Origin of the sequence: Halobacterium sp. DL1, assembly GCA_000230955.3 — an archaeon.
Lineage (GTDB): Archaea > Halobacteriota > Halobacteria > Halobacteriales > Halobacteriaceae > Halobacterium.
Map to the genome: position 1 here is coordinate 2612375 of CP007060.1, position 22338 is coordinate 2634712.

General features: G+C 68.5%; 24 protein-coding genes. 5 read left to right on the forward strand and 19 right to left on the reverse strand.

Annotated features, from left to right (window positions below):
* Nucleotide 1: 1 nt before the first annotated feature.
* Both HALDL1_15595 and HALDL1_15600 read right to left on the reverse strand, forming a co-directional pair.
* Nucleotides 2–103, reverse strand: coding sequence for a hypothetical protein (locus tag HALDL1_15595; GenBank protein AHG04857.1), 102 nt, complete (start codon nt 101–103; stop codon nt 2–4).
* A 25-nt stretch (nt 104–128) separates the two neighbouring features.
* A complete protein-coding gene (locus HALDL1_15600) occupies nt 129–980 on the reverse strand; it encodes a ParA domain-containing protein (GenBank protein ID AHG04858.1) in 852 nt (283 codons plus the stop codon).
* An 88-nt stretch (nt 981–1068) separates the two neighbouring features.
* Here HALDL1_15600 and HALDL1_15605 point away from each other — a divergent pair, with 88 nt between their 5' ends.
* Nucleotides 1069–2319: a peptide chain release factor 1 gene (locus HALDL1_15605; protein ID AHG04859.1), complete on the forward strand. Its 1251-nt coding sequence runs from the start codon at nt 1069–1071 to the stop codon at nt 2317–2319.
* A 195-nt stretch (nt 2320–2514) separates the two neighbouring features.
* Here the strand turns inward: HALDL1_15605 and HALDL1_15610 are convergent, their stop codons facing one another.
* The 15 genes from HALDL1_15610 to HALDL1_15680 form a co-directional block, all read right to left on the reverse strand.
* On the reverse strand, nt 2515–3162 hold the full coding sequence (locus tag HALDL1_15610) for a ferredoxin (GenBank protein AHG04860.1): 648 nt from the start codon (nt 3160–3162) through the stop codon (nt 2515–2517).
* Between the two features lie 41 nt (nt 3163–3203).
* On the reverse strand, nt 3204–4274 hold the full coding sequence (locus HALDL1_15615) for a hypothetical protein (protein ID AHG04861.1): 1071 nt from the start codon (nt 4272–4274) through the stop codon (nt 3204–3206).
* Entirely contained in the window at nt 4271–5827 is a 1557-nt protein-coding gene (gabD2, locus tag HALDL1_15620; protein ID AHG04862.1) for a succinate-semialdehyde dehydrogenase, read from the reverse strand. Before gabD2 ends, HALDL1_15615 begins: the two co-directional genes overlap by 4 nt.
* A gap of 44 nt (nt 5828–5871) precedes the next feature.
* Nucleotides 5872–6318, reverse strand: coding sequence for a hypothetical protein (locus HALDL1_15625; GenBank protein AHG05408.1), 447 nt, complete (start codon nt 6316–6318; stop codon nt 5872–5874).
* Nucleotides 6319–7299, reverse strand: a complete 981-nt coding sequence (locus tag HALDL1_15630; GenBank protein AHG05409.1) for a hypothetical protein — start codon at nt 7297–7299, stop codon at nt 6319–6321.
* Nucleotides 7300–7379: 80 nt separating this feature from the next.
* Complete coding sequence (locus HALDL1_15635; GenBank protein ID AHG04863.1) at nt 7380–7772, reverse strand: hypothetical protein; 393 nt, start codon at nt 7770–7772, stop codon at nt 7380–7382.
* Nucleotides 7773–7811: 39 nt separating this feature from the next.
* Nucleotides 7812–8513, reverse strand: a complete 702-nt coding sequence (locus tag HALDL1_15640) for an ATP synthase subunit D (protein AHG04864.1) — start codon at nt 8511–8513, stop codon at nt 7812–7814.
* Between the two features lie 150 nt (nt 8514–8663).
* Nucleotides 8664–10082 (reverse strand): V-type ATP synthase subunit B, encoded by a 1419-nt coding sequence (locus HALDL1_15645; protein ID AHG04865.1) that lies wholly within the window; start codon nt 10080–10082, stop codon nt 8664–8666.
* Nucleotides 10082–11833: a V-type ATP synthase subunit A gene (locus HALDL1_15650; protein AHG04866.1), complete on the reverse strand. Its 1752-nt coding sequence runs from the start codon at nt 11831–11833 to the stop codon at nt 10082–10084. The genes HALDL1_15645 and HALDL1_15650 overlap by 1 nt, the downstream gene beginning before the upstream one ends.
* Nucleotides 11830–12177: an ATP synthase subunit F gene (locus HALDL1_15655; protein ID AHG04867.1), complete on the reverse strand. Its 348-nt coding sequence runs from the start codon at nt 12175–12177 to the stop codon at nt 11830–11832. Before HALDL1_15655 ends, HALDL1_15650 begins: the two co-directional genes overlap by 4 nt.
* The gene (locus HALDL1_15660) at nt 12174–13226 is read right to left on the reverse strand and encodes an ATP synthase subunit C (protein AHG04868.1); all 1053 of its coding nucleotides are present in this window, start codon (nt 13224–13226) and stop codon (nt 12174–12176) included. The genes HALDL1_15655 and HALDL1_15660 overlap by 4 nt, the downstream gene beginning before the upstream one ends.
* Nucleotides 13223–13810 (reverse strand): ATP synthase subunit E, encoded by a 588-nt coding sequence (locus HALDL1_15665; protein ID AHG04869.1) that lies wholly within the window; start codon nt 13808–13810, stop codon nt 13223–13225. The genes HALDL1_15660 and HALDL1_15665 overlap by 4 nt, the downstream gene beginning before the upstream one ends.
* A gap of 22 nt (nt 13811–13832) precedes the next feature.
* The gene (locus HALDL1_15670; GenBank protein AHG04870.1) at nt 13833–14090 is read right to left on the reverse strand and encodes an ATP synthase subunit K; all 258 of its coding nucleotides are present in this window, start codon (nt 14088–14090) and stop codon (nt 13833–13835) included.
* Between the two features lie 5 nt (nt 14091–14095).
* Nucleotides 14096–16294, reverse strand: coding sequence for an ATP synthase subunit I (locus tag HALDL1_15675; protein ID AHG04871.1), 2199 nt, complete (start codon nt 16292–16294; stop codon nt 14096–14098).
* Nucleotides 16281–16613, reverse strand: a complete 333-nt coding sequence (locus HALDL1_15680) for an ATP synthase subunit H (GenBank protein AHG04872.1) — start codon at nt 16611–16613, stop codon at nt 16281–16283. The genes HALDL1_15675 and HALDL1_15680 overlap by 14 nt, the downstream gene beginning before the upstream one ends.
* Nucleotides 16614–16714: 101 nt before the next feature.
* On the opposite strand from HALDL1_15680, the gene HALDL1_15685 reads away from it, so the two are divergent.
* Nucleotides 16715–17353 carry an SAM-dependent methlyltransferase gene (locus HALDL1_15685; GenBank protein ID AHG04873.1) on the forward strand — a complete coding sequence of 213 codons (639 nt, stop codon included), beginning with the start codon at nt 16715–16717 and terminating at the stop codon, nt 17351–17353.
* A 151-nt stretch (nt 17354–17504) separates the two neighbouring features.
* Here HALDL1_15685 and HALDL1_15690 read toward each other — a convergent pair whose 3' ends face one another.
* Together HALDL1_15690 and HALDL1_15695 are read right to left on the reverse strand one after the other, a co-directional pair.
* Nucleotides 17505–17966, reverse strand: a complete 462-nt coding sequence (locus HALDL1_15690) for a flagellin domain protein (GenBank protein AHG04874.1) — start codon at nt 17964–17966, stop codon at nt 17505–17507.
* 94 nt (nt 17967–18060) lie between these two features.
* A complete protein-coding gene (locus HALDL1_15695; protein AHG04875.1) occupies nt 18061–19263 on the reverse strand; it encodes a hypothetical protein in 1203 nt (400 codons plus the stop codon).
* A gap of 104 nt (nt 19264–19367) precedes the next feature.
* Here HALDL1_15695 and HALDL1_15700 point away from each other — a divergent pair, with 104 nt between their 5' ends.
* The 3 genes from HALDL1_15700 to HALDL1_15710 all read left to right on the forward strand — a co-directional run bounded on the left by HALDL1_15700 (nt 19368) and on the right by HALDL1_15710 (nt 22279).
* Entirely contained in the window at nt 19368–20450 is a 1083-nt protein-coding gene (locus HALDL1_15700; GenBank protein ID AHG04876.1) for a hypothetical protein, read from the forward strand.
* Between the two features lie 63 nt (nt 20451–20513).
* Nucleotides 20514–21314 (forward strand): electron transfer flavoprotein subunit beta, encoded by an 801-nt coding sequence (locus HALDL1_15705; protein ID AHG04877.1) that lies wholly within the window; start codon nt 20514–20516, stop codon nt 21312–21314.
* Nucleotides 21311–22279, forward strand: a complete 969-nt coding sequence (locus HALDL1_15710) for an electron transfer flavoprotein subunit alpha (GenBank protein ID AHG04878.1) — start codon at nt 21311–21313, stop codon at nt 22277–22279. The genes HALDL1_15705 and HALDL1_15710 overlap by 4 nt, the downstream gene beginning before the upstream one ends.
* Nucleotides 22280–22338: the final 59 nt, after the last annotated feature.

Consider the following 22338-nt stretch of genomic DNA (forward strand, 5'->3'; position numbering starts at 1 on the left):
CCTACAGCGCGCCGACGAACGCCAGCGAACCGTAGAGGACGGCGAGCGCCAGCAGGACGTAGAGAATCAGCCAGCCGGTCGAGATCGAGTTGTCGGTTGCCATACCCAACCTCCGTCGTGCCGTTCGCTTAATCCTTCCCGTTCGACCCGAGGAAGCCGCCGGTCACCCGGGAGAGCAGCGACGGACTCCCGGTTTCGGACTCGTCTGTGACCTCCGCGAGCGCGGCGCCGGCGGCCGCCGACGCCTCCTCGTCGTCCTCCTGGAACGACAGCGGCGGCGACTCCCCGAGCAGTTCGTAGCCGAGTTCCCGGTAGGACTGGGCCGCGGGGCTCTCCTCGGCGTGGACGACCAGCGGTTCGCCCGCGTCCTCGCTGTCGGCGACGCCGCTGTCCTCCGGGATGGCGGCCAGCAGCGGGACGTCGAGGTCCGCGACCGCGTCCTCGGTGTCGGCGCTCCCGCCCTCCCGCGTCAGCACGAGTCCCGCCACCTCGCCACCGACGCGCTCGGCGAGCGCCAGCGTCTTCGCGGTGTTCTCGAGGGCCGCGACCTGCGGCGTCGACACCAACAGGACGTCGTCGGCGAGGCCGAGTGGCACCGTCGTGTCGTGGCTCAGGCCGCCGCCCGTGTCCACGACCACCACGTCGTAGGCCTCGCGGAGGTCCGCGGCCACGTCCCTGAGCTTCGAGGGGTCCGCGCGCCCGAAGTCCTCGATGTCCGTCCCGCCGACCATCACGTCGATGCCACCCGGCGCCGACCCGACAGCGTCCAGCGTCTCGGCGTCCCCCGCGAGGACGTCGTGGAGCGTCGCGTCGGCCGGTTCGACCTCGAGGACGGTGCCGAGGTTCGCCATCCCGAGGTCGTAGTCCACGAGCACCACCGACCGGCCGGCCTCCGCCATCGCGGCCGCGGCGTTCACCGCGGTCGTCGTCTTGCCGACGCCCCCCTTCCCGGAGGCGACGGCGAACACGTGCCCTGTCATGTGCCCGCATACGCAGAGCGCGACTTAAAGCGTTGGGCGCGAGTGGGGGTCAAAGCTTACTTACACGCTGGCCGGCTACTTCCGAGCAATGAGCGAGCAGGAGGGCGTACCGTCCGAGGACCGACGAAAGTACGAGTTCCAGAAGGTCATCGAGGAGCTCAAGGACTACTCCGGGAGCGGCACGCAACTCGTCACCATCTACATCCCCCCGGACAAGCAGGTTTCGGACGTCGTCGCCCACGTCACGCAGGAGCACTCCGAGGCGTCGAACATCAAGTCGAAGCAGACCCGGACGAACGTCCAGGACGCGCTCACCTCCATCAAGGACCGCCTCCGCTACTACGACACCTTCCCGCCGGACAACGGGATGGTCATCTTCTCCGGCGCCGTCGACTCCGGCGGCGGCCGCACCGACATGGTCACGGAGGTCCTCGAATCCCCGCCCCAGCCCATCGAGTCGTTCCGCTACCACTGCGACAGCGCGTTCCTCACCGAGCCGCTCCAGGAGATGCTCGGGGACAAGGGCTTGTATGGCCTCATCGTCCTCGACCGCCGGGAGGCCAACGTCGGCTGGCTGAAGGGCAAGCGCATCGAGGCCGTCAAGTCCGCGAGTAGTCTCGTTCCCGGGAAGCAGCGGAAGGGGGGCCAGTCCGCACAACGGTTCGCCCGACTCCGCCTCGAGGCCATCGACAACTTCTACCAGGAGATCGCGGGGATGGCCGACGATCTCTTCGTCCCGAAGCGCCACGAGATCGACGGCATTCTCGTCGGCGGCCCCTCACCGACCAAGGACGAGTTCCTCGACGGCGACTACCTCCACCACGAACTCCAGGACCACGTCCTCGGCAAGTTCGACGTCTCCTACACCGACGAGTCCGGCCTGAAGGAGATGGTCGACTCCGCCCAGGAGACGCTCGCCGAAGCCGACCTGATGGACGACAAGGCGGACATGGAGGAGTTCTTCCAGGAGCTCAACGGCGGCGACCTCGCCACCTACGGCTTCGACCAGACCCGCCAGAACCTCATCATGGGCTCCGTCGACCGCCTGCTCATCTCCGAGGACCTCCGCAAGGACGTCGTCACCTACGAGTGTCCGAACGACCACGACGAACGGGAACTGATCGCCCAGCGCGCGGACACCCCCGAACACGAGTGCGCGGAGTGTGGCGAGGAGGCCGAGATCCTCGAGCGCGAGGACGCCATCGACCACCTGATGAACATCGCCGAACAGCGCGGTACGGACACCCACTTCATCTCCACGGACTTCGAGAAGGGTGAACAGCTCCTCACCGCCTTCGGTGGGTTCGCCGGGCTGCTGCGGTACGGAACGGGCGTCTAAGACGCACTTTTTGCGCTGCACGGGGTAGCCTGCGGCCACCCCGTTCGGCAAAAACTTGTGGAAAAAGCACAGCGTCGCTCCCGATGGTCGCTCCTCGGCCCGAGCGCTCACTTCGTTCGCGCTCGGTGAACCGCGACCCTTCCGGGGTCTTCGACCCGCTCGGGTCGCGGATGCTCGCAGCCGGCTCTTTCTCGGTCAGTCGTCGGCGTGGGCCAGTTCGAACGGGTACGGCGGGAGCCGTAGTTCGTCGAGGCCGGGGAGGTGTTTGACGTCGTAGACGACTTTCAGTTCGTCAGTGACGGGGACGCCGTTGCAGGAGAGGCGGAACCCCTGGTCGAGGAGGTCCGGCGAGAGGATGTGGTCGATGGGCTGGGAGAGGTCGCCCTCCGTGACGGCCACCGCGCAGTTCGCGCAGGCGCCGCCGCGGCAGGCGTACGGCCACGCCCACCCGCGGCCCTCCGCGGCCTCGAGGAGGGACTCGCCGGGTTCGACGACGAACGTGCCGTGGTCGACGGGGCCGAGGTCCGCGTTCGCGGCCTTCTCGAAGAGGTCCGCATCGTCGAGGGCCCAGCCGCGTTCGTCGAGGGCCGTGTGGCTCAGGTACTCGACGGTCGTCTCCGCGGACACCGGCTGGTCGTCGACGTCCGCGGCGCTGTCGACGTCGCGGGGTTCGATGGCCTCGTCGCTCTCGATTGCCTCGTAGGCCGCCCGAACGAGCTTGAACTCCTCGACGGACCCGCCCTGGTCGGGGTGGGTCTGGATGACGCGGCGGCGGTAGGCTTCCCGGATCTCGTCGTCGTCCGCGCCGGGGTCGACGCCGAGAATCTCGTGTGGGGAGTCCACAGAGGGGGTTACGGCCAGAGCAGAATAAGTCTCACCGCTCCCTACACCATCGCGTCACTGGAAATATCGGGGTTGGCGTCGACGTAGGCGGCGAGTGTCTCGACGTAGCTCTCGAATGCCGGGCAGGCGGCGCCGCTGCCGGCGAGCGCCCGACGCGCGTTCGGGTTCACGTACCGCGTCGGGTGGGTGAAGTAGTCCAGCGTCTCCGGCGGGATGCCCGTCAGCGACCGGCCGAGCCCGGTGCCGAGCAGGCGCTTCGAGAGGCCGGGGGTCGACGGAATCGGCAGCACGCGCGTGTCCGTCGCTGCGGCGAGCAGGCGGGTGAGTTCCGGAATCGTCGGCGGGTTCGGGTCGCAGAGCTGGTAGACCGCGCCGGCGTCGCCGTGCTCGGCGAGGTAGTCGACGGCGTCCACGACGAAGTTCCGCGGAACGACGTTGAGTTCCGTCGAGCGCGCGCCGGGGAAGACGGGCAGCGGCGCGACGCCTGGACAGCGCCGAAGCCACCGAAGTACGAAGTACGGGCCGTCGTACTTCTGCGTCTCGCCGGTCTCGCTGTCTCCGACCGTGATGGCGGGGCGGTAGACGGTCGCCGGCAGCCCCTCGGCCATCCGCTCCTGGACCAGCACCTCCGCTTCGAACTTCGTCGCCTCGTAGTGGTTGTTGAACGACTGCCCGACGTCCAGGTCGCCCTCGCCGAAGACGCCGTCGTGGCGCCCGCTGACGTAACACGTGCTGACGTACTGGAAGCGACGCAGGTCGCAGTCCGCCGCGAACGCCAGGACATTGCGGGTGCCCTCGACGTTGACCGCTTCGCCGACCGCGCGGTCGACGGCGAGGTCGTAGACCGCGGCGAGGTGGAACAGTTCCTCGACCTCCCGCTCGAGCGCGGCGCGCGCGCTGGCGTCGAGGCCGAGGTCCGGGTCCGTGATGTCGCCCTCATGGACGACGATGCTGTTCTCCCACTCCCCGCCCGCGAGTTCCCGCGCCCGGGATGCCGCGGCGTCCCGGTACTTCGGCTGGACGAGGCAGTGGACGGTGTCGGTCCGGTCGAGCAGTCGATCCACGAGCGCGGACCCGAGGAACCCCGGGAAGCCGGTGAGGAAGACGCTCACCGCAGCCACCCCGGGAACCGGGAGAGCGTACGCGTCCCCGCGGTCATCAGGCGCGTCCACAGTTCTGTCGGGAGCGGTCCGGGGTCGATGCGGGCGCCGCGCTGGACGGCGACGGTCTGCGATTCGGTGTACTTCAACAGCCCTTCGTCGCCGTGCCGGCGGCCGATGCCGGAGTCGCCCATCCCGCCCATCGGCGCGTCCGTCGAGGCCCACGCGGCGGCGTACCCCTCGTTGACGTTGACGGTCCCACAGTCGACGCGCCGGGCGACGCGCTCGCCGTGCTCCCCGTCGCCGGTCCAGACGGACGCGTTCAGGCCGTACGGGGAGTCGTTCGCGAGCGCGACCGCCTCGTCCTCACCGCCGACCCGGTAGAGGCTCACCACCGGGCCGAACGTCTCCTCGGCGTAGGCTGCCATCTCCGGCGTGACGTCCTCGAGGACCGTCGGTTCGTAGAAGTACGGCCCGAGGTCGGGGCGCTCGCGTCCGCCCACGAGCACCGACGCCCCCTGCTCGACGGCGTCCTCGACGTGCCGGGTCGTCTTCGCCAGCTGGTCGGCGTTCTGAAGCGACCCGATGTCGGGAGCGTAGTCGAAGCCGGTGCCGAGACGGAGCGCCCGGGTTTCGCCGACGAACGCGTCGCAGAACTCGTCGTAGACGGCGTCGTCGACGTAGAGCCGCTCGGTGCTGATGCAGAGCTGTCCGGCGTTCGCGAAGCAGGCACGGACCGCGCCGCTGGCGGCCCGCTCGGGGTCCGCGTCGTCGAGGACGAGCAGCGGGTTCTTCCCGCCGAGTTCCATCGAGCAGTCCACGAGGTTGCGGCCGGCGCGCGCGGCCACCTCGCGGCCCGTCGCCGTCGACCCCGTGAAGCAGACGTAGTCCGTGTGGTCGACGAGCGCCGTGCCGACCCGGTCGCCCTCCCCGGAGACGACGGCGAACAGTTCCGGCGGCAGCCCGGCCTCGACGAGCAGGCGGCGCACGAGCAACGCGACGTGTGTCGTCTGCTGGGCTGGCTTGAGGACGACGCCGTTCCCAGCCGCGAGCGCCGGCAGCGCGTCCGAGATGGCGAGCGTTACCGGGTAGTTCCACGGCGAGATGACGCCGACTACGCCCACCGGCCGGTGGTGGACCGTCGTCTTCGTGAGCCCCGGGAGCGCGCCCCGCCGGCGCTCGCTCGACAGCAGGCCGGGCGCCGCGTCGGCGTAGTGGCTCGCCGTCGCCGCGACGTCCAGGACTTCCTCGAAGGCGTCGCGGCGGGCCTTCCCGGTCTCCAGTTGCGCGAGGTCCATCACTGCGCCCTGCTCGTCGAGTACGTCGTCGGCGTACCGGTCGAGGACGGCGACGCGATCTTCGACCGGACGGTCGGCCCACTTAGCCTGGGCCTCCCGGACCCGTGTAACGGCGGCCTCGACGTCCGCCTCAGTGCCCGCAGGAATCTCGGCCAGCGGCTCGCCAGTGTACGGCGCTTCGACCGTGATTCGTGGCCGCTCGCCCGTGACGACGAGGTCCTCGCGGAGGCCGGCGAGCGTTTTGGCGTCCGTCCACTCCGTGTCCATACGCGGTCTTGGGAGGCCAGCCTGTTAACTGCGGGCGCCGGCAGTCACTCGCGGCGCGCCACCGCCGCTGCCGCCAGCGCGGCGACGACTGCGGCACCGACGTCGAGTCCGGGAACGTCGGTCCCTGTCGCCTCTCCGGACGTCGACGGCGTTCGACTCGACGTGGGCGTCCTGGGGTTTGGCGTCGTGGACCCCCGTGTCGTCGTGGTCGTAGTCGTCGGCGGTGTCTGGAGCCTGAACTCGACGCTCGCAGTCGCCTCGACGGGGTCGCCGTCCACCCGGTATGCGGCGTCCGTCTCCCGGTCGAACTCGCCGTCGTCGTCGGTGTCGTGGACGACGGTCGCGGTGAACTCGCCGTCCGTGGCGGCCGCCCGCGGAATCTCTACCTGGGGGTGGGCGGCGCCCGCCGCGAAGTGGTCGCTGACGCCGACCACGCGCCCGGACTCGTTGCGCACCACGACGAACCCGCCGTCAGTCGTCACGAGCCCCACCTAGTAGAGGTCCAGTTGCTCGGTCTCCTGGTCGGGGAACCCCAGGGTCGCGCCCGAGGCGTCCCCGGCAGCGACCAGCAGGTCCGTCGGTACGATGCTCGAGGCGTTGACCGCGTACACCCCTCTCGGTACGTCCAGGGTCACGGAACCAGTGCGGTTCGCCGTCACCACTGCGCTGTCGCTGCGGGTGACGTTCCCGTCGAGCGAGCGGAGTTCGACCGTCAGCTCGGTTCCGGGCGCGACCGTGGTCTCGAAGGCGAACGGCTGGGTCTCGCCGGCGTCGGTCCACAGCAGGTCGTCGTCTGCCGCCTCGAAGGACACGGTGCGTGTGTCCGTGTGCCACTGCGTCTCGCCGGCGGCGTCTACCTCGTGGCCCTGGACTGTCCCAGCCTCCAGGGAGAGCGAGTGCGGGCCGTAGTTCCAGCGGTCGGCCCGCGGGTTCGAGGCGGACTGTCCGACGAGGTACCGCTCGGAGTCGAAGACCAGGTACAGCGTCTCCCGGTCGACGTCGGGGACGACGCGAATCGCGTCCGCGGCGAGCGACGCGTTCAGTGCGAGCTCCGGCGGGCACGCGGTCGGCCCGCGGAACGAGAGGTCCACGCCGTCGCCCGCGACGAGTGCGCGGAAGTTCGCCGCTGGCGACCCCTCACCCTGCGTGGACATCGCGTCCAGGACCGCGGTGGCGTTGCCGGCGAACGACACCCGGTGCAGGACGACGTCTCCGTACGCGACCCTGTTCTCGGCGTATTCGGCCTGTGCAGGTTCGACGAGCGTCCCGTCCGCCACAGCGTCCCGGATCGCGGACGCGTTCGCCAGGCGCGCGTACGTTCGCCCGGGGGCCGTCAGCGTGGTAATCGTGAGGTTGTCGCCCGTCGAATCCGCGGCGGACGGGGTGCCGCAGACGGGGGTACTGTCGGTGGTCCCTGTGGTGTCGACGGTTGTCGCTGCTGTCGGCACCGCGACCCCGGCGACGGCTGCCACGGCGAGGAGCAGACGGCCAGAATGGCTCTGGAGGGCATTTCGCCTGACTTCTGGCGGGTCGAAAATAAGCCTTGGCCAGACTAAATCAGTTGTTCGAGCTGATCGCGGCGCCGCTCGACGTCGAGTTCCGGGTCGACGGACTGGTCGGCGGCGACCCTGTCGAGGAACAGCAGCACGTCCACGCCGCGGCGCTCGGCCTCGGTGGCCACCCTGTCGGCGTCCTCACGGTGGAGGACGAGGCGGTCGAGGAGCGCGAGCAGCACGGCGAGGACGGCGCTCGTCTCGCCGTCGTCCGGAAACGCCTCGCTGACGGTCGAGAAGTCGGGGTAGTCCTCGGGGGCCTCGTCGGCGGGCGAGACCCGCAGGCAGTGCGCGCAGATGGTCGCCCCGACGCGGTCGTCCGGCAGGTGCTCGCGGACCGCTTCGAGGACGGGGAAAACAACTTCGTCGCCGCCGCAGTTCGGACAGGTCATGGCTCGACGTGGGGCGGACGGCGACTTAGCCGACCCGGACTAGTCGTCCGAGGACAGCTCGGCCTCGGCAGCGGCTGCTTCCTGCTCCAGGCGCTCCTCCTCCTCCTCTTCCTCGCTCTCCTCCTTCTTCGCCTTCACCTTCTTCATGCGGAAGATCTCCTCGCGCTCCTGCTCCTCGAGTTTCTGCTCGATGTACTCCTGGCCCTCGTAGAGGTCCGGGAGGAGCTTGAACTCCAGGGCGTTGACGCGGCGCTTGGTCGTCTCGATTTCGGTGAGCATCTTCTTCATCGCGGTCTCGACCTCCGCGGCGAGCACGATGGACTCGAGGAGTTCCTCGTAGGCCTCGGCGGCCTCGTCGATGCGGGCGCTCGTCCCGAGGATGCCGTAGCCGCGCTCGTCGAGGCTCTTCTTCACCTTCGAGGACTCGATCTGGGGGACGACGACGCCCATGATGTTGCGGGACTCGACGGTGATCTCGGGGTGCTCCTCGAGGGCCGCCGCGGCGCCGCGGACCGTGATGTCGCCCTCCATCGCGCGCGCCATGTTGATCTTCTTCTGGGCGGTCTCGTAGTTCCCCTCCAGGTCCTCCCGGACGTCCTGTGCCTGGTCGAGAATGTCCATGAACTCCATGATGAGGCCGTCACGCTTCTGCTCGAGCGTGTCGTGGCCCCGCTCGGAGAGTTCGATGCGGTCCTCGATCTCCATCAGATTCTTGCGGGTCGGCTTGATGTCCTGAGCCATGCTGTCTCTTGGACGGGGCTAGTTCTCGCAGGGAGGTAAACGTTTTCAGTCCCGCCCGAGAGCGACCCGCGAACGGCCGACGAAGACGACGCCTCCTCCCGGCGAACGCGTCGCTAGTGGTGCGGGAGAACAGAGAGAACGGGGAGAGCCTCAGTCGGCTGCCGCGGCTTCCTCGGCCTCGGCGTCCTCGACGTAGTACTCCTCGATGAGCTCCTCGTCGACGCGGTTGAGCTCGTCCTTCGGGAAGATGGAGAGGAGGTCCCAGCCGATGTCGAGGGTCTCCTCGACGGAGCGGTCCGTGTCGTAGCCCTGGTCGACAAACTCGTCCTCGAAGCTGTCCGCGAAGTCGAGGTAGAGGTTGTCGCGCTCGGAGAGCGCCTCGCGTCCGACGATGTTCACGAGGTCGCGGAGGTCCTCACCTTCCGCGTACGCCGCGTACAGCTGGTCGGAGACGTCGCCGTGGTCCTCGCGGGTGAGGCCCTCGCCGATACCGTCGTCCATGAGCCGGGAGAGGCTCGGGAGGACGTTGACCGGCGGCGTGACGCCCTGGCTGTTCAGGTCGCGGTTCATCATGATCTGGCCCTCGGTGATGTAGCCGGTGAGGTCCGGAATCGGGTGGGTGTCGTCGTCGCCCGGCATCGTGAGGATGGGGATCTGGGTGACAGAGCCGTCCCGACCCTTGATGCGGCCGGCGCGCTCGTAGAGCTGCGCCAGGTCCGTGTACATGTAGCCGGGGTAGCCACGCCGACCCGGCACCTCTTCGCGTGCCGCGCCGATCTCGCGGAGCGCCTCACAGTAGTTCGTCATGTCCGTGAGGATGACGAGCACGTGGTAGCCCTTCTCGAAGGCGAGGTACTCGGCGGTCGTCAGCGCCAGCCGCGGCGTGATGGTCCGCTCGACTGCGGGGTCGTCCGCGAGGTTCATGAAGACGACAGACCGTTCGAGTGCGCCGGTGCGCTCGAAGTCGTCCATGAACTCGTTGGCCTCCTCGGCGGTGATACCCATCGCGCCGAAGACGACTGCGAACTCGCTGCCCTCCTCGTCGCCGCCTTCCTCCTCCTCCGGCACGGAGGCCTGGCGGGCGATCTGGAGCGCGAGGTCGTTGTGCGGCAGGCCCGAGGCCGAGAAGATCGGTAGCTTCTGGCCGCGGACGAGCGTGTTCATCCCGTCGACCGCGGAGACACCCGTCTGGATGAACTCCTCGGGGTACTCGCGGGCGTGGGGGTTGATTGCCTCGCCGACGATGTCCTGGCGCTCCTCGGGAACGATGTCTGGACCGCCGTCGATGGGGTCGCCGGAGCCGTCGAGGACGCGACCGAGGAGGTCCTCGGTCACGGGCATCTTCAGCGTCTCGCCCAGGAACCGGACGGACGCGTCCTGGCCGATACCTTCGGTGCCCTCGAAGACCTGAATGGCGACGAACTCGTCGCTGGACTCGAGCACCTGGCCGCGCTTCACGTCGCCGTTAGGGGTCTCGATCTCGACGATCTCGTCGTAGGCGACTGGCTCGTCGACGTCGACGAACACCAGCGGGCCACTGATCTCGGTGATTGTCTGGTACTCTTTCATTAGTACTTGTCACGCAGTTGCTCGGTGAGCTCTGCCTTGAGGTCCTCGATGTACGTCTCCCAGTCCTCCTGGACGCCCATCCGGTTCAGCTTCGGCGCGGCGTCGACGTCCTGGATCTCCTCCGGGGGAACGCCGGCGTCGAGTGCGTCGAAGGCCTCGTCACTGAACGTCTGGATGGCCGTGAGCATCTTGTACGTCTTCGCGGGCTCGCAGTTCGTGTCCACGTCGTGGAGCGCGTTCTGCTGGAGCCACGCCTCACGGAGGTAGCGAGCCACCTCGAGGGTGAGCTGCTGGTCGTCGGGCAGCGCGTCCTTGCCGACCAGCTGGACGATCTCCTGGAGTTCGGCCTCCTCGTCGAGGACGTCGACGGCCCACTGCCGGACCTCCGGGAAGTCCTCGGAGACGTTCTCGCGCCACCAGTCGTCGAGCTGGTCCTTGTACAGCGAGTACGACTCGGTCCAGTTGATGGCGGGGAAGTGCCGGCGCTCGGCGAGGTCCGCGTCCAGCGCCCAGAACGTCTTCACGATGCGCAGCGTGTTCTGGGTGACCGGCTCGGAGAAGTCGCCGCCCGGCGGGCTGACCGCACCGACCACGGACACCGACCCCTCGTCGTCGTTGAGGGTGGTGAAGAGGCCGGCGCGCTCGTAGAACTGCGCGAGGCGGGCGGCGAGGTACGCGGGGTACCCCTCCTCGCCCGGCATCTCCTCCAGTCGGGAGGAGATCTCGCGCATCGCCTCGGCCCACCGCGAGGTGGAGTCGGCCATCAGCGCCACGTCGTAGCCCATGTCGCGGTAGTACTCCGCGATGGTGATGCCCGTGTAGATGCAGGACTCGCGGGCCGCCACCGGCATGTTCGACGTGTTCGCGATGAGGCAGGTGCGGGCCATCAGCGGGTTCCCGGTCTGGGGGTCCTCCAGTTCCGGGAAGTCCTCGATGACCTCGGTCATCTCGTTGCCCCGCTCGCCACAGCCGATGTAGACGACGATGTCCGCGTCGGACCACTTCGCCAGCTGCTGCTGGGTGACGGTCTTCCCGGAGCCGAACGGCCCCGGAATCGCGGCCGTGCCGCCCTTCGCGAGTGGGAACAGACCGTCCTGGATGCGCTGGCCCGTCACGAGCGGCGTCTTCGGCGTGTGCTTGTCTGTGGTCGGTCGCGCACGGCGGACCGGCCACTCCTGATGCATCGAGATCTCCTCGCCGGAGTCGAGGACCGCGACCGGCTCCTCGACGGTGAACGAGCCGGCCTCGATCTCGGTGACCTCGCCGCCGTCGCTGCGGGGCGGCACGAGCACCTTGTGCTCGATGCTGACCGTCTCGTCGACGGTGCCGAGCACGTCGCCGGCCGAGACCTCGTCGCCGACCTCGACGGTGGGCTCGAACGCCCACTCCTTCTCGAGGTCGATACCGGGCGCGTCGACACCGCGGTCGAGGAATGCGCCCATCTCCTCTTCGAGCACGTCGAGGGGGCGCTGGACGCCGTCGTAGATGGAGTCCAGCATCCCGGGTCCGAGGTCCACGGTGAGGGGTTCGCCCGTGTTGTCCACGGGACCGCCCGGGCTGACGCCCGAGGTCTCCTCGTACACCTGGATGGTTGTGATGTCGTCTTCGATTTCGATGACCTCGCCCATCAGACCCTCGTCGCCCACGTAGACGACGTCGTTCATCTGGGCGTCGAGGCCCGTGGCGGTCACGACCGGACCACTCACGCTCTCGATTTCGCCGGAGTCAGTGATTACTTCTGCTTGGCTCATTCGTTCTCACTCTCACCTTCCTCGTCGGCCATCAGGTCGATCCCGATGGCGCGCTTGATCTGGTCGCGCAGTCCACTGCCGCCGGCGGCGCCGCCGCCGATAGTCACGAACGTCGGTTCGACGCTCGTCTCGACGCTCTCACGGACCTTCCGCGAGAGGTGGTCGAGGTCCTCGTCGTGCATCACGGCGATGCCAACGTCTTCGTCGCCGAGGACCGACTCGACTGCGTCGTCGAGGCTCTCGTCCTTGTCGTCCTGGGGGACGTTCTCGAACTTCCGAACGCCCGCCAGTCGGAACCCGGTGGTGAACTCCGGGCTCCCGATGACGGCTATCTCCTGGCTCATAGGATGACGAGTTCCTCCTGAATTTCGTCCTCGCTCAGGCCGGCTTCCCGGCCGCGAGCGATGGCGCGGATGTTGTCTACTTCACGTTCCTTCGCGAGTACGTATGCGAGCACCGGACAGACCGACAGCGGGTAGACGTACGAGAGGTGGTCGGAGTACTCCAGCAGCGCCCGGTCGAGGGCGTGCTCGAAGCCGATGAGGCTCTCGGCGGTCTCCAGGTCGTCCAGTGCTCCCGAGAGTTCGTCGCCGTAGCGGCTCTCGCGGATGCGAGTGACGAGCTCCGAGCGGTTGCCCACGAGCTGATTCATCTCCGAGCGCGAGAACAGCGTCCCGCCCTCGATGAAGTACTCGCCGGGGTCGACGTCGGCGCCCGAGCGGGCGAGTCGGAGCGCGTTCCGGGCGTTCCGGAAGTCGATCTCGGCCTGCAAGAACTCCGCGTACAGCGCCTGCGGGCTGTCGCTGTCCCCCACCGTCCGGGGGACGAGATTCTCGTAGTACGCACGGTCCACGGCGTTCTCCAGGGGGACGAGTGTTCCGGTGGCCTCGTAGTCGCCGAACGCGGGTTCGACGTACGGACCGAACATCGTTCCCTCGAGCAGGTCGACGACCGCCTCGATGTTCTCGGCGGCGACCAGTCGGTCGAGGAACGTCTCGTCGAACTCGCCCGCGTCGATGAGGTCGGTGCGGATCTCGTCGTTGGTCGCGTCGGAGTACCGACCGCGGAGCACCGTCTTGACGTTCCACGCGTCGAACTTCCGGAGGTAGCGGGCGACCTGCTCGTACAGGCGGCCCTCGCTCCAGCGGAGCAGGTCGTCGAACGTCTGTGCGAGCGTCTCGTTGAGTGCGTACTCGATGAGGTCGACGCCGCTGTGGCGCGACCCGAGCGCGTTCACCGCGTCCTCGTACACAGACTCCTCCATGAAGCGGGCGATCTCGCTCGTCCCCATGCGGAGGAGCTTCCGGTAGTCGTCGTCGCTGAAGAGGCTGGCGCGGCGGTGACGGACGCGGGCGACCACGTACTCGTAGTTTGCCGTGCCGGACGCGCTCATTGGTCCTCGTCGAACAGTTTGGTGCTGATCTCCTTGAGGTTGTTCTCCCAGACGTCCTCGAGCACCGAGTCGAACGTGTTGTTCACTCGGACGCGAGACGCCTCGCTCTCTACAACCACGCCGCCGAGACAGTCGTACTCGCCGGCGTACTCGTATCCGTCGTAGTCGTCGAGGATCTCCGAGATGAGCGCCTCGTCGTCCGAGCGGCCGTGGACGCGGACGTCGTCGCCCTCGTCGAACTCCTCGGCGGCGGCGGCGAGCAGGTCGCGGGTGAGCGCGTCGCGCTGGTCGCCGTCGATGGCGGCGATGCGCTCGCGGACGGTCTCGCGGACCTCCTCGAGGGCGTCGCGGCGCGCTTCCAGGCGCATCTGCTTGGCCTCCAGTTTCGCACTGGATAGCTGCTGTTCGCGCTCGCGCTCGATCTCGCGGTCGGCCTCGGCTTCGGCCGCCTCGAGGGTGGCTTCGGCGTCAGCCTCGGCCTCCGCGACGAGTTCGTCGGCGCGCTCTTCCGCGTCTGCGCGAATCTCCTTCGCGCGCTCGCGGGCTTCGTCTCGGATGTCCTCAACTACTGTTTCCAGGCTCATGGAATAGGGGAAAACGGGGGAGTTACGCCGCGAACACGACGACGAGCGCGAGAATGACGAGAGTCTCCGGGAGGACCGTCAGAATGAGGCCCGTACCGAAGAGGTCGCGGTCCTCGGCGATTGCGCCGACGGCCGCGCTACCGATACCGCGCTCCGCGTACCCTGCGCCGAGAGCCGCGAGGCCGACTGCGAGTGCTGCGGCGGCGCCCTGCGGGATTGCCGGAGCTGCGCCACCGTCCTGTGCAACGATCGAAGCGATCTGAGCGAATGTGTCGAACATTTTACTTAGTCCTCAGTGGTGTAGTTTCGCGTGTAACCGAACGGGTTGTACTTCTCGCCACCGCCCTCATAAAACTTGTTAAAGAACTCCACGTATTCGAGGCGTAGAGACTGTAAGCCGGCCGATGTGACGCCCAGCCCAAGTACGAGAGCGTGGCCTGCGACAAGCACGATGACGCCGCCGAGAATGCCGGCGGGGCCCTGCCAGAGCAGACCGGGGAACAGCACCTCGCCGTGCGAGACGCCGTTCAGCATGAAGTGTGTCACGTGTCCGGGCATCTCGATAGTCCACAGCCCGAAGAAGTACGATACTGGTTCGCCCGCGTTGGCGGGCACCTCCTCGTAGGCGCCGAACACGAGCAGGTTCACGACGTACGCCATCGCCGCCTTGGCGAGGAGCACCGCCGCGAGCCGCGTGTACGACACCGTGTGGACGAGGGCGTACGTCGGGCTCTCGACGAACCCGACCGCGCCCTCGCCGATGGTCAGCAACACGAGACCGACGAGCGCCACGACGAGGGCAGCCAGCCCCACTTCGGGGGAGAACTGCGCGACCTCGTAGAGGAACTCGGGGCGCGGACCGCCCTCGCCCTGCACGTGCGTGCTGAACAGCCAGACGGTGACGCCGGCCATCAGCATCAGCTTGGCACCGGACTCCGTCATCGCGGTCTTCACGCCGTGTGCGCGGCTCTCGTTGACGAACCCGAACACGTACGCGACGACGAGGTGGAGTGCGCCCGCGACGAGGCTGAGCGTGAGCCACAGACTCGCGAAGGCGCTGACGTGGAGCCCCTTCTTCATGGGCGCGTCTTCGAGACCGACGACACCGTGCCACAGGTACTCCGTGATCAGGTGGAGTCCGAAGAACTCACCGTAGAGCACGCCGAAGATGGCGGTCGCGATGCCAGCGAGCATCGCCACGCCGCCGAGCTTGTTGATCATGTCGCTGTCGAAGCCCGCGTACAGCCAGTAGCCGATGGCCGTGTACAGAATCCCGTAGCCGAGGTCCCCGATCATGAAGCCGTAGAACGCCGGGAACGTCAGGAACAGGATGACCGTCGGGTCGATCTCGGTGTACTTCGGTCGGTTGATGACCTCCGTGAGCGCCTCGAACGGCTTCACGGGACCAGGGTTGTCCTGGACAACCGGCGGGCTCTCGTTGGATTCGAAGTCGACGGTCGTCCCGCCGTCGGCGGCCGCTGCCGGAGCGTCACCGTCGTCCTCGGCGGCCTCCGCGGCCTCCTCGTCCGAGGGCTGGTGGTGTTCCTCCGGTTCGTAGTCCGCCTGCTCGAGTTCCTCCACGGCGGCGTGCTCGCCGACCGCGGTCTGGACCGCGTCCTCGAACGTCGCGTACTCCTCGGTGGGAATCCAGCCCTCGGCGACGAACGCGTGGTCCGTCGTCGCGAACTGGAGCGGCACCTCGGTCTTCTGGACGTCGATGGAGAGCTTCTCCTCGGCGGCCAGCAGGAAGCCGGCGTGCTCCTTGCGGAGCTCGTCGAGTTCGCTCTCGACGCGCTCGAGGTCCGCCTCGACGTCCCGGCGCTCGGCGCGCAGGTCGTCGAGGTACGCCTCGGGGCGACCCTCGGCGTCCGGAATCTCCAGTCGTGCGAAGTCGACGCCGACGAGCGCGTCGTCGAGCGCCTCCGGGTTGCCGTCGCGCGGGTAGACGAAGACGCCGACCGTCTCGTCCCCCTCGAACACCTCGTACGCCTCGACGGCGTCGCTGGCGTCGAGTTCCGCGCGGATGTCCTCGGCGTCCCCGTGGCCGACGGCGACCTGCAGGCTGTCGTAGCCCGACAGCAGGTCGAGGTCGAGGCCCAGGTCGGCGAACGGCGCGACGCTGTCGATGCGCTCCTCGACCGACCGGAGGTCGTCCTCCAGTGCGGCGCGCTCGTCGTCGAGTTCGTTCACCTCGACGCGGATCTCCTCGAGTTCCGTCTCGAGGGCCTCCTCGCTGACGATGCGGGTCGGTCCCGCGTCCTCCGGCGAGACGTCCAGCATCGACTCCAGCGAGCGGACGGTGACGAGCTTGTCCGAGGCCTCGTCGGCGCCCGCGAGCGGGTCGCCGACGTCGAAGCCCTCGATGGAGCCGTCGTAGTCCGAGAGGTGGACCAGGTCGAGGTCGTGGATGGCCTCGATGACGTCCCCCTGCACGCGCTGGGAGCCCGCCACCGACACCTTGCTCATCTGCTCAGGTCTGAGCATCTACCGCCTCCGTGAACCGTTCGAGGGCGAACTCGACCGCGTCGTCGACGTTCTCCTCGGCCTGCGCCTGCAGCGCCTCGCGCTCGGCCTCGCCCTCCTCGAGGATGTGGTCGCGTTCGGCCTCGATGTCTTCCCGTGCCGATTCGATCCGTTCGTCCTTCAGTTCGCGAGCCTCCGCCTCCGCGTCGCTGCGGATTTCATCGGCTCGCGACCGGGCCTCGGACAGCCGCTTCTCGCGGTCCCCCTCGGCCTCCGCGACGATTTGGTCGGCGTCCGATTCTGCCGATTTGATATCTTCGAGAACCTCTGCTCTTGGCATGCGCTCTACCGGTTGAGGGTTTGCCCACGGCCTATATGGTAGTTGCGAAGTCCAGGCCGTAACGCAAGCTATTATGCTGGTACGGAGTCAATTCGGCGCCAATGGGAGTCCTGGAGAACAAGTCGCGGGCCCGCACCTTCTACAAGTACCTCTCGAAGGTGTACGACCGCGTCAATCCGTTCGTCTGGAACGAGGCGATGCGCGACGAGGCGCTCTCGATGGTCGACATCGGCGCCGACGACCGCGTCCTCGACGTGGGCTGTGGCACCGGCTTCGGCACCGAGGGGCTGCTCGAACACACCGAGCACGTCTACGGGCTCGACCAGAGCCGCCACCAGCTACAGCAGGCGTGGAAGAAGCTCGGGAAACACGACCCGGTGGCGTTCCACTTCGGCGACGCGGAGCGCCTCCCGTTCAAGGACGGGAGCTTCGACGTGGTCTGGTCCTCGGGCTCCATCGAGTACTGGCCGAACCCGGTGGCCGGTCTGCGGGAACTCCGGCGCGTCGTGAAACCGGGCGGGCAGGTACTGGTCGTCGGCCCGGACTACCCGAACTCGGCGGTGCTCCAGCGGGTCGCCGACGCCATCATGCTGTTCTACGACGAGGCGGAGGCCAACCGGATGTTCGCCGAGGCCGGCTTCGTCGACGTCGAACACCGCGTGCTGCAAGCCAAGCCTGGCAGCCCGCGGGCCATCGCGACCGTGGCCCGAGCGCCCGACCAACGGGAGGGCGCAGACTGAGCGAGCGGTGACCGGAGGGAACCGCGAGCCGCGTTGTCCGACGAAAGGAGGACAACGGAACGCTCGAACGGCGACCAGCGGGAGCCGTGAGAGTCGCGCGCCCGAGCAAGGAGTTGCCGAGTAACGCGACGGGCAGGCAGCACGAACACGTCTACGACCCTTCTTCGACTGTCGTCGTGGCGCCGGCGACGGGGCTACCGCGGACGCGCAGTTCGACCGCTACCTCGGCGCCCGTAGATAGCGCCGGGTCGTTGGTGGCTGCAACGCGGAACGATGCGGCCTCCCCCACCTGCCAGGTCGGGTCGGCGGCGAAGTTGAACGGGCCCGTCGGGCCGCCACGGAACCCGCGTGCCGCGAAGAACGGCACCGGCGGCTGGTGGCGCAGGGGCTCTCCGCCGACGACGACGCGCACGTCGAGGTCGCGGGTGTCTACCTCCGCCCCCGAGACGAGCGTCAGCGACACCCGTCCGTCGGCGGTCGCCTCGGCTACGACGCCGCGTTTCGGGGGCGGTTCGGCCGAGAGCTCCGGGAGCGCGAGCGCGACGCCTGCCGCGGCCACCACCGTGACGGCGAGCAGCAGGACGACGGCGACGGGTGCGTAGCCGCGAGCCACGCGGTCGGGTGGTCCCGTCCTCCGACAAGAACTCTCGCGTCGCTCGTGGTCGGAAGTGGACGTCTAGAACTGAGAAGTGGCGTCGGTCGTCGGGTTACGGCGCTGGGGTGGCAGTCACGTTCACTTCGAGCGTGACGTTATCGTAGGACGCCGTCACCGCGTACTCGCCCGCGGGGCTGAGCGTCCACAGCTCACCGTCGGCGCCGGTCGGACCGACCTCGTTATCGGCCAACGTGACGGTTGCGTCGACGGGCGCGCCCGTCGTGTTCTCAACCCGGACCTGGAGCGGACCGCCCGTGTACGTCTGCGAGACGAGCATCGTGGTGTTGTTCGCCGATGCGGTCGCCTGGACCTCCGCTGGGAGCTGGGAGAGGGTCTTCCACTGGCGCTCGACGAATATCCGCTCGGTCGTCGAGTCGCCGAAGACGACGAGACGGCCGTGGGCGTGGTCGACGCTCGATTCGAAGGCGTACCCCCGGAACACTCTCGTCGACGACGGGCCGCCGGAGGTGTTCCAGATCCACGGGTAGAGGTCCTTGATCATCGCTCTCGCGTCGGGGAGCGTGTTCGTGACCTCCGAGTCGAGGTTCCCCGGGCGGTAGGTCTCCCGGACGTACTGGCCGTCGATGGTCGAGAGCATCACGCCGTTCCCCACGGTGACGTGCAGCCGGAGGCTGGCCCGGTCGCCGGTGACGACCGCAGCGACCCGCTCGCGGACCGGCCCCTGAACGGTCGCGAGCTGTGCGCGGAGGTGGCTGATCCGCGTCCGGATGGAGTCGTCGACGATGGCGTAGGCGTAGAGCGTCCCCTCGCTCGTGGGGCGGCCGAGGTAGTCGCGCAGGCTCTCGGCCTCGGCGTGAATCACACCGATCTGGGTGACGTACGCCCTGGCGCTGATGTCGCCGGCGGCGAACGCAGCCCGCGCGTTCTGCTCGCGTTCACGGAGCGAGGCGACGCGCTCGGCGGCCCACGAGGTGGCGTTGTCGAGGATGGCGCGCTTGGCCGCCTGGTTCCCGGCAGAGTCGAGGCGCTGTTCGACGCGTTCGAGGCGGAACGACGCCTCGAAGTCGTCGTAACCGGCGTCGAGGGAGTCGGTCACCGAGGCGTTCGGCGACTGGAACCCGGCGGCCTGCGCGTCCGTCAGGAGGAGGACGCGGGTCGTGTTCTCGGAGACGCCGACGACCGGGTCGTCAGCCGGTTCGACGGGCGCCGTGACGGCCCCGCCAGCGGCGAGGGTGACGGCCGCGCTGGCGACGACGAGGAGGAGCGCAGCGAGCACGGGGCGGACGCGAGACATAGGGTGCCGTTCGGGGCGCCGGGTCAAAAACGATGCGGACGTGCCGTCGTTGAATTAACACGGATGGAAAGGACTTTGCCCGAGCGGGGTGGACGCAAGGACGTATGCGACAGGCCGCCCTCCTCGTCGCCCTGCTCTGCGTCGTCGCCGTGCCGGTGGCCGGTGCGGTAGGAGCGACGGGTGGGCTGTCGGCGGTCCAGCAGGACGGCCCGGCGAGGAACGGGACGGAGATCACGATCAACCTCCAGCCCGACGGGGACGCCCGCTGGAACGTCTCCGCCCGGTACCAACTGGACGACGAGAACGACACGGCGGCGTTCGGCCGGGTCGCCGAGCAGTTCAAGTCCGGCGAGACTGACAACGGCTTCTCCATCGACGTCTTCCGGGCGGTCGCGCCCCGGGTGAGCGAGCGTGTCGGGCGGCCGATGGAGATCCGGGACGCCCACCGGACCGCGAGGCGGGTCGAGCACGTCAACAACTCCACGGGCGTCCTCACGCTCCAGTTCACGTGGACGAACTTCACCCAGGTGAACAACGAGTCGCTGGTCGTCGACTCGTTCGCGGGGTCGTGGTTCGGCGACCTCAGCGAGGGCCAGACGCTAACCATCCGGCCGCCTGAGGGCTACGACACGCAGAGCGTCCAGCCGGCACACAGCACGGTCGGCGGCGCCTACCAGTGGGTCGGCCCGCAGGAGTTCGAGGGCGGGGAGCCGGTCGCAGAGTTCAGAGTGGCGACGTCGGGACCCGGTCTCCCGATCGGCAGAACGATGATGATGATGCTGCTCGGTGGGGCCGTGCTCCTGCTCGGCGGTATCTTCGCGTGGGCGTACGTCCGCCGGCAGCCGCCGTGGTTCGACAGCGGGGACGCCGACGAGGTGCACGCGGACGGCGACGGGGCGGCGACAGAGGCCGCAGTGGCGGGGGCGGCCGGCCGTGGGACGAGCGGTGACGGCGGCGAGGCTGCCATCGACCCAGAACTGCTGAGCGACGAGGAGCGCGTCGAGCGCCTGCTCCGCGACCACGGCGGCCGGATGAAGCAGTCGAAGATCGTCGAGGAGACGCGGTGGTCGACGGCGAAGGTCTCCCAGCTGCTCTCCGCGATGGACGACGAGGGGCGCATCGAGAAGCTCCGCATCGGCCGGGAGAACCTCATCTCGCTGCCGGGCGAGGGCGTCAACGACGAGTAAACAGCTCTCGTCGCCCCGGCTGTTCCGAAAACGTTTACGTCCGTCCTACCGATTCACGGAGTGATGAAGGTTCTCGTCACCGTCAAGGAGGTGGCCACCGTCGAGGACGACTTCGAGATCTCCGGCACGGAGATCGAGAGCACGTACCTCGACTACGACCTCAACGAGTGGGACGACTACGCCGTCGAGGAGGGCGTCCAGCTGGCCGAGGCCGGCGACGACGTGGAGGTCGTCGCTGTCACCATCGGCCCGGAACGCGCCGAGGAGACGATCCGGATGGCGCTCGCGAAGGGCGCTGACCGCGCGGTCCGCGTCTGGGACGACGCCATCGCGGACGTCGAACTGCTCGACGTCGAGACGAAGGCCCGCCTGCTCGGCGCGGTCGTCGAGGCCGAGGAGCCCGACATCGTGCTGTCGGGCGTGCAGGCCAACGACGACAGCTTCGGCGCGACCGGCGTCGCGCTCGCCGAGCAGGTCGGCTTCCAGTGGGCGGCGGTCGTGAACGCCCTCGACACCGAGACGGTGCTCGACGAGGGCCTCGCGTCCGTGCGCCGCGAACTGGAGGGCGGCGTCGAGGAGCTCACGGACGTGGAGCTCCCGGCGGTGCTCACCATCCAGACCGGTATCAACGAGCCGCGGTACGCCAGCCTGCGGGGCATCCGCCAGGCCCAGTCGAAGGAGATCGACCCCCAGAACCTCGACGACCTGGGGCTCGACGCGAGCGCCGCCGAGAGCAGCCTCGACGTGACCGCGATGTACGAACCGGAGAGCGAGAGCAACGCCCAGTACCTCGAGGGCGACGCGCGCGAGCAGGCCGCGAAGCTCGCTGACGTGCTCCGCGAGAAGGGGGTGGTCGGCGAATGACCGTGCTGGCCGTCGCCGACCACCGCCGCGGCGACCTCCGGGACGTCAGCTTCGAGCTGCTGACCGCGGGCCGCGAACTCGCGGACGCCGCGGGGACGGAACTCCACGCGGTGGCCGTCTCCGGGGATACCGAGGAGTTCGCCGACGACCTGAACCGCGAGGGCGTCGACGCCGTCCACACCGTCGAGTACGGCGAGGAGTTCAATCACGACGTCTACGCCCAGGCCGTCACCGCGCTCACGGAGGACCTCGACGCGGAGTTCCTGCTCGTGCCCAACAGCGTCAACGGCCTCGACTACGCGCCCGCCGTGGCGACCAGACTCGACCGCGCGTACGCTTCCGACGCGGTCGGCCTCGACTACGACGGCACGCTCGAGGTCACCCGCGAGATGTACGGCTCGAAGGTCGAGACCACCGTCGACGTCACGGAGAGCCCCTACGTGGTGTCCGTCCGCAGCGGCGAGTTCCCGCCCGCGGAGGGCGTCGGCGACGCCGAGATATCGGCGTTCGACTTCACGCCCGACGAGGACGCCATCGGCTCCACCGTGCGCGGCTTCGAGGAGGTCGGCGGCGGCGACGTCGACATCAGCGAGGCGGACTTCCTCGTCTCCATCGGCCGCGGCATCGAGGAGGAGGAGAACCTCCCGCTCATCGAGGCGCTCGTGGAGGCGACCGGCGCGACGCTCTCCTCCTCGCGCCCCATCGTGGACAACGAGTGGCTCCCGAAGAACCGGCAGGTCGGCCAGTCCGGGAAGCAGGTCACCCCGGACGTCTACCTCGCCATCGGCATCTCCGGCGCCGTCCAGCACGTCGCCGGGATGAAGGGCGCCGAGACCATCATCGCCATCAACACGGACCCGAACGCGCCCATCTTCGACATCGCGGACTACGGTATCGTCGGCGACCTCTTCGAGGTCGTCCCCGCGCTCATCGAAGAGTTCGGCGGCGAAGCGCCGAGTATCTAGGCTAGCATCCACGCCCGCAGGCCGCGGTTCACTCGCCTGAACGCAGTGAAGGCGAGAAG

Excerpts from the sequence above, each read along its gene's own strand:
- HALDL1_15655 (AHG04867.1), bottom strand. The coding sequence starts at position 12,177 with ATGAGCCAGGAGATAGCCGTCATCGGGAGCCCGGAGTTCACCACCGGG.
- HALDL1_15660 (AHG04868.1), bottom strand. The coding sequence starts at position 13,226 with ATGAGCGCGTCCGGCACGGCAAACTACGAGTACGTGGTCGCCCGCGTC.
- HALDL1_15670 (AHG04870.1), bottom strand. The coding sequence starts at position 14,090 with ATGTTCGACACATTCGCTCAGATCGCTTCGATCGTTGCACAGGACGGT.
- HALDL1_15695 (AHG04875.1), bottom strand. The coding sequence starts at position 19,263 with ATGTCTCGCGTCCGCCCCGTGCTCGCTGCGCTCCTCCTCGTCGTCGCC.
- HALDL1_15675 (AHG04871.1), bottom strand. The coding sequence starts at position 16,294 with ATGCTCAGACCTGAGCAGATGAGCAAGGTGTCGGTGGCGGGCTCCCAG.
- HALDL1_15685 (AHG04873.1), top strand. The coding sequence starts at position 16,715 with ATGGGAGTCCTGGAGAACAAGTCGCGGGCCCGCACCTTCTACAAGTAC.
- HALDL1_15635 (AHG04863.1), bottom strand. The coding sequence starts at position 7,772 with ATGACCTGTCCGAACTGCGGCGGCGACGAAGTTGTTTTCCCCGTCCTC.
- HALDL1_15605 (AHG04859.1), top strand. The coding sequence starts at position 1,069 with ATGAGCGAGCAGGAGGGCGTACCGTCCGAGGACCGACGAAAGTACGAG.
- HALDL1_15600 (AHG04858.1), bottom strand. The coding sequence starts at position 980 with ATGACAGGGCACGTGTTCGCCGTCGCCTCCGGGAAGGGGGGCGTCGGC.
- HALDL1_15700 (AHG04876.1), top strand. The coding sequence starts at position 19,368 with ATGCGACAGGCCGCCCTCCTCGTCGCCCTGCTCTGCGTCGTCGCCGTG.
- HALDL1_15650 (AHG04866.1), bottom strand. The coding sequence starts at position 11,833 with ATGAGCCAAGCAGAAGTAATCACTGACTCCGGCGAAATCGAGAGCGTG.
- HALDL1_15595 (AHG04857.1), bottom strand. The coding sequence starts at position 103 with ATGGCAACCGACAACTCGATCTCGACCGGCTGGCTGATTCTCTACGTC.
- HALDL1_15680 (AHG04872.1), bottom strand. The coding sequence starts at position 16,613 with ATGCCAAGAGCAGAGGTTCTCGAAGATATCAAATCGGCAGAATCGGAC.
- HALDL1_15710 (AHG04878.1), top strand. The coding sequence starts at position 21,311 with ATGACCGTGCTGGCCGTCGCCGACCACCGCCGCGGCGACCTCCGGGAC.
- HALDL1_15665 (AHG04869.1), bottom strand. The coding sequence starts at position 13,810 with ATGAGCCTGGAAACAGTAGTTGAGGACATCCGAGACGAAGCCCGCGAG.
- HALDL1_15705 (AHG04877.1), top strand. The coding sequence starts at position 20,514 with ATGAAGGTTCTCGTCACCGTCAAGGAGGTGGCCACCGTCGAGGACGAC.
- HALDL1_15640 (AHG04864.1), bottom strand. The coding sequence starts at position 8,513 with ATGGCTCAGGACATCAAGCCGACCCGCAAGAATCTGATGGAGATCGAG.
- HALDL1_15645 (AHG04865.1), bottom strand. The coding sequence starts at position 10,082 with ATGAAAGAGTACCAGACAATCACCGAGATCAGTGGCCCGCTGGTGTTC.
- gabD2 (AHG04862.1), bottom strand. The coding sequence starts at position 5,827 with ATGGACACGGAGTGGACGGACGCCAAAACGCTCGCCGGCCTCCGCGAG.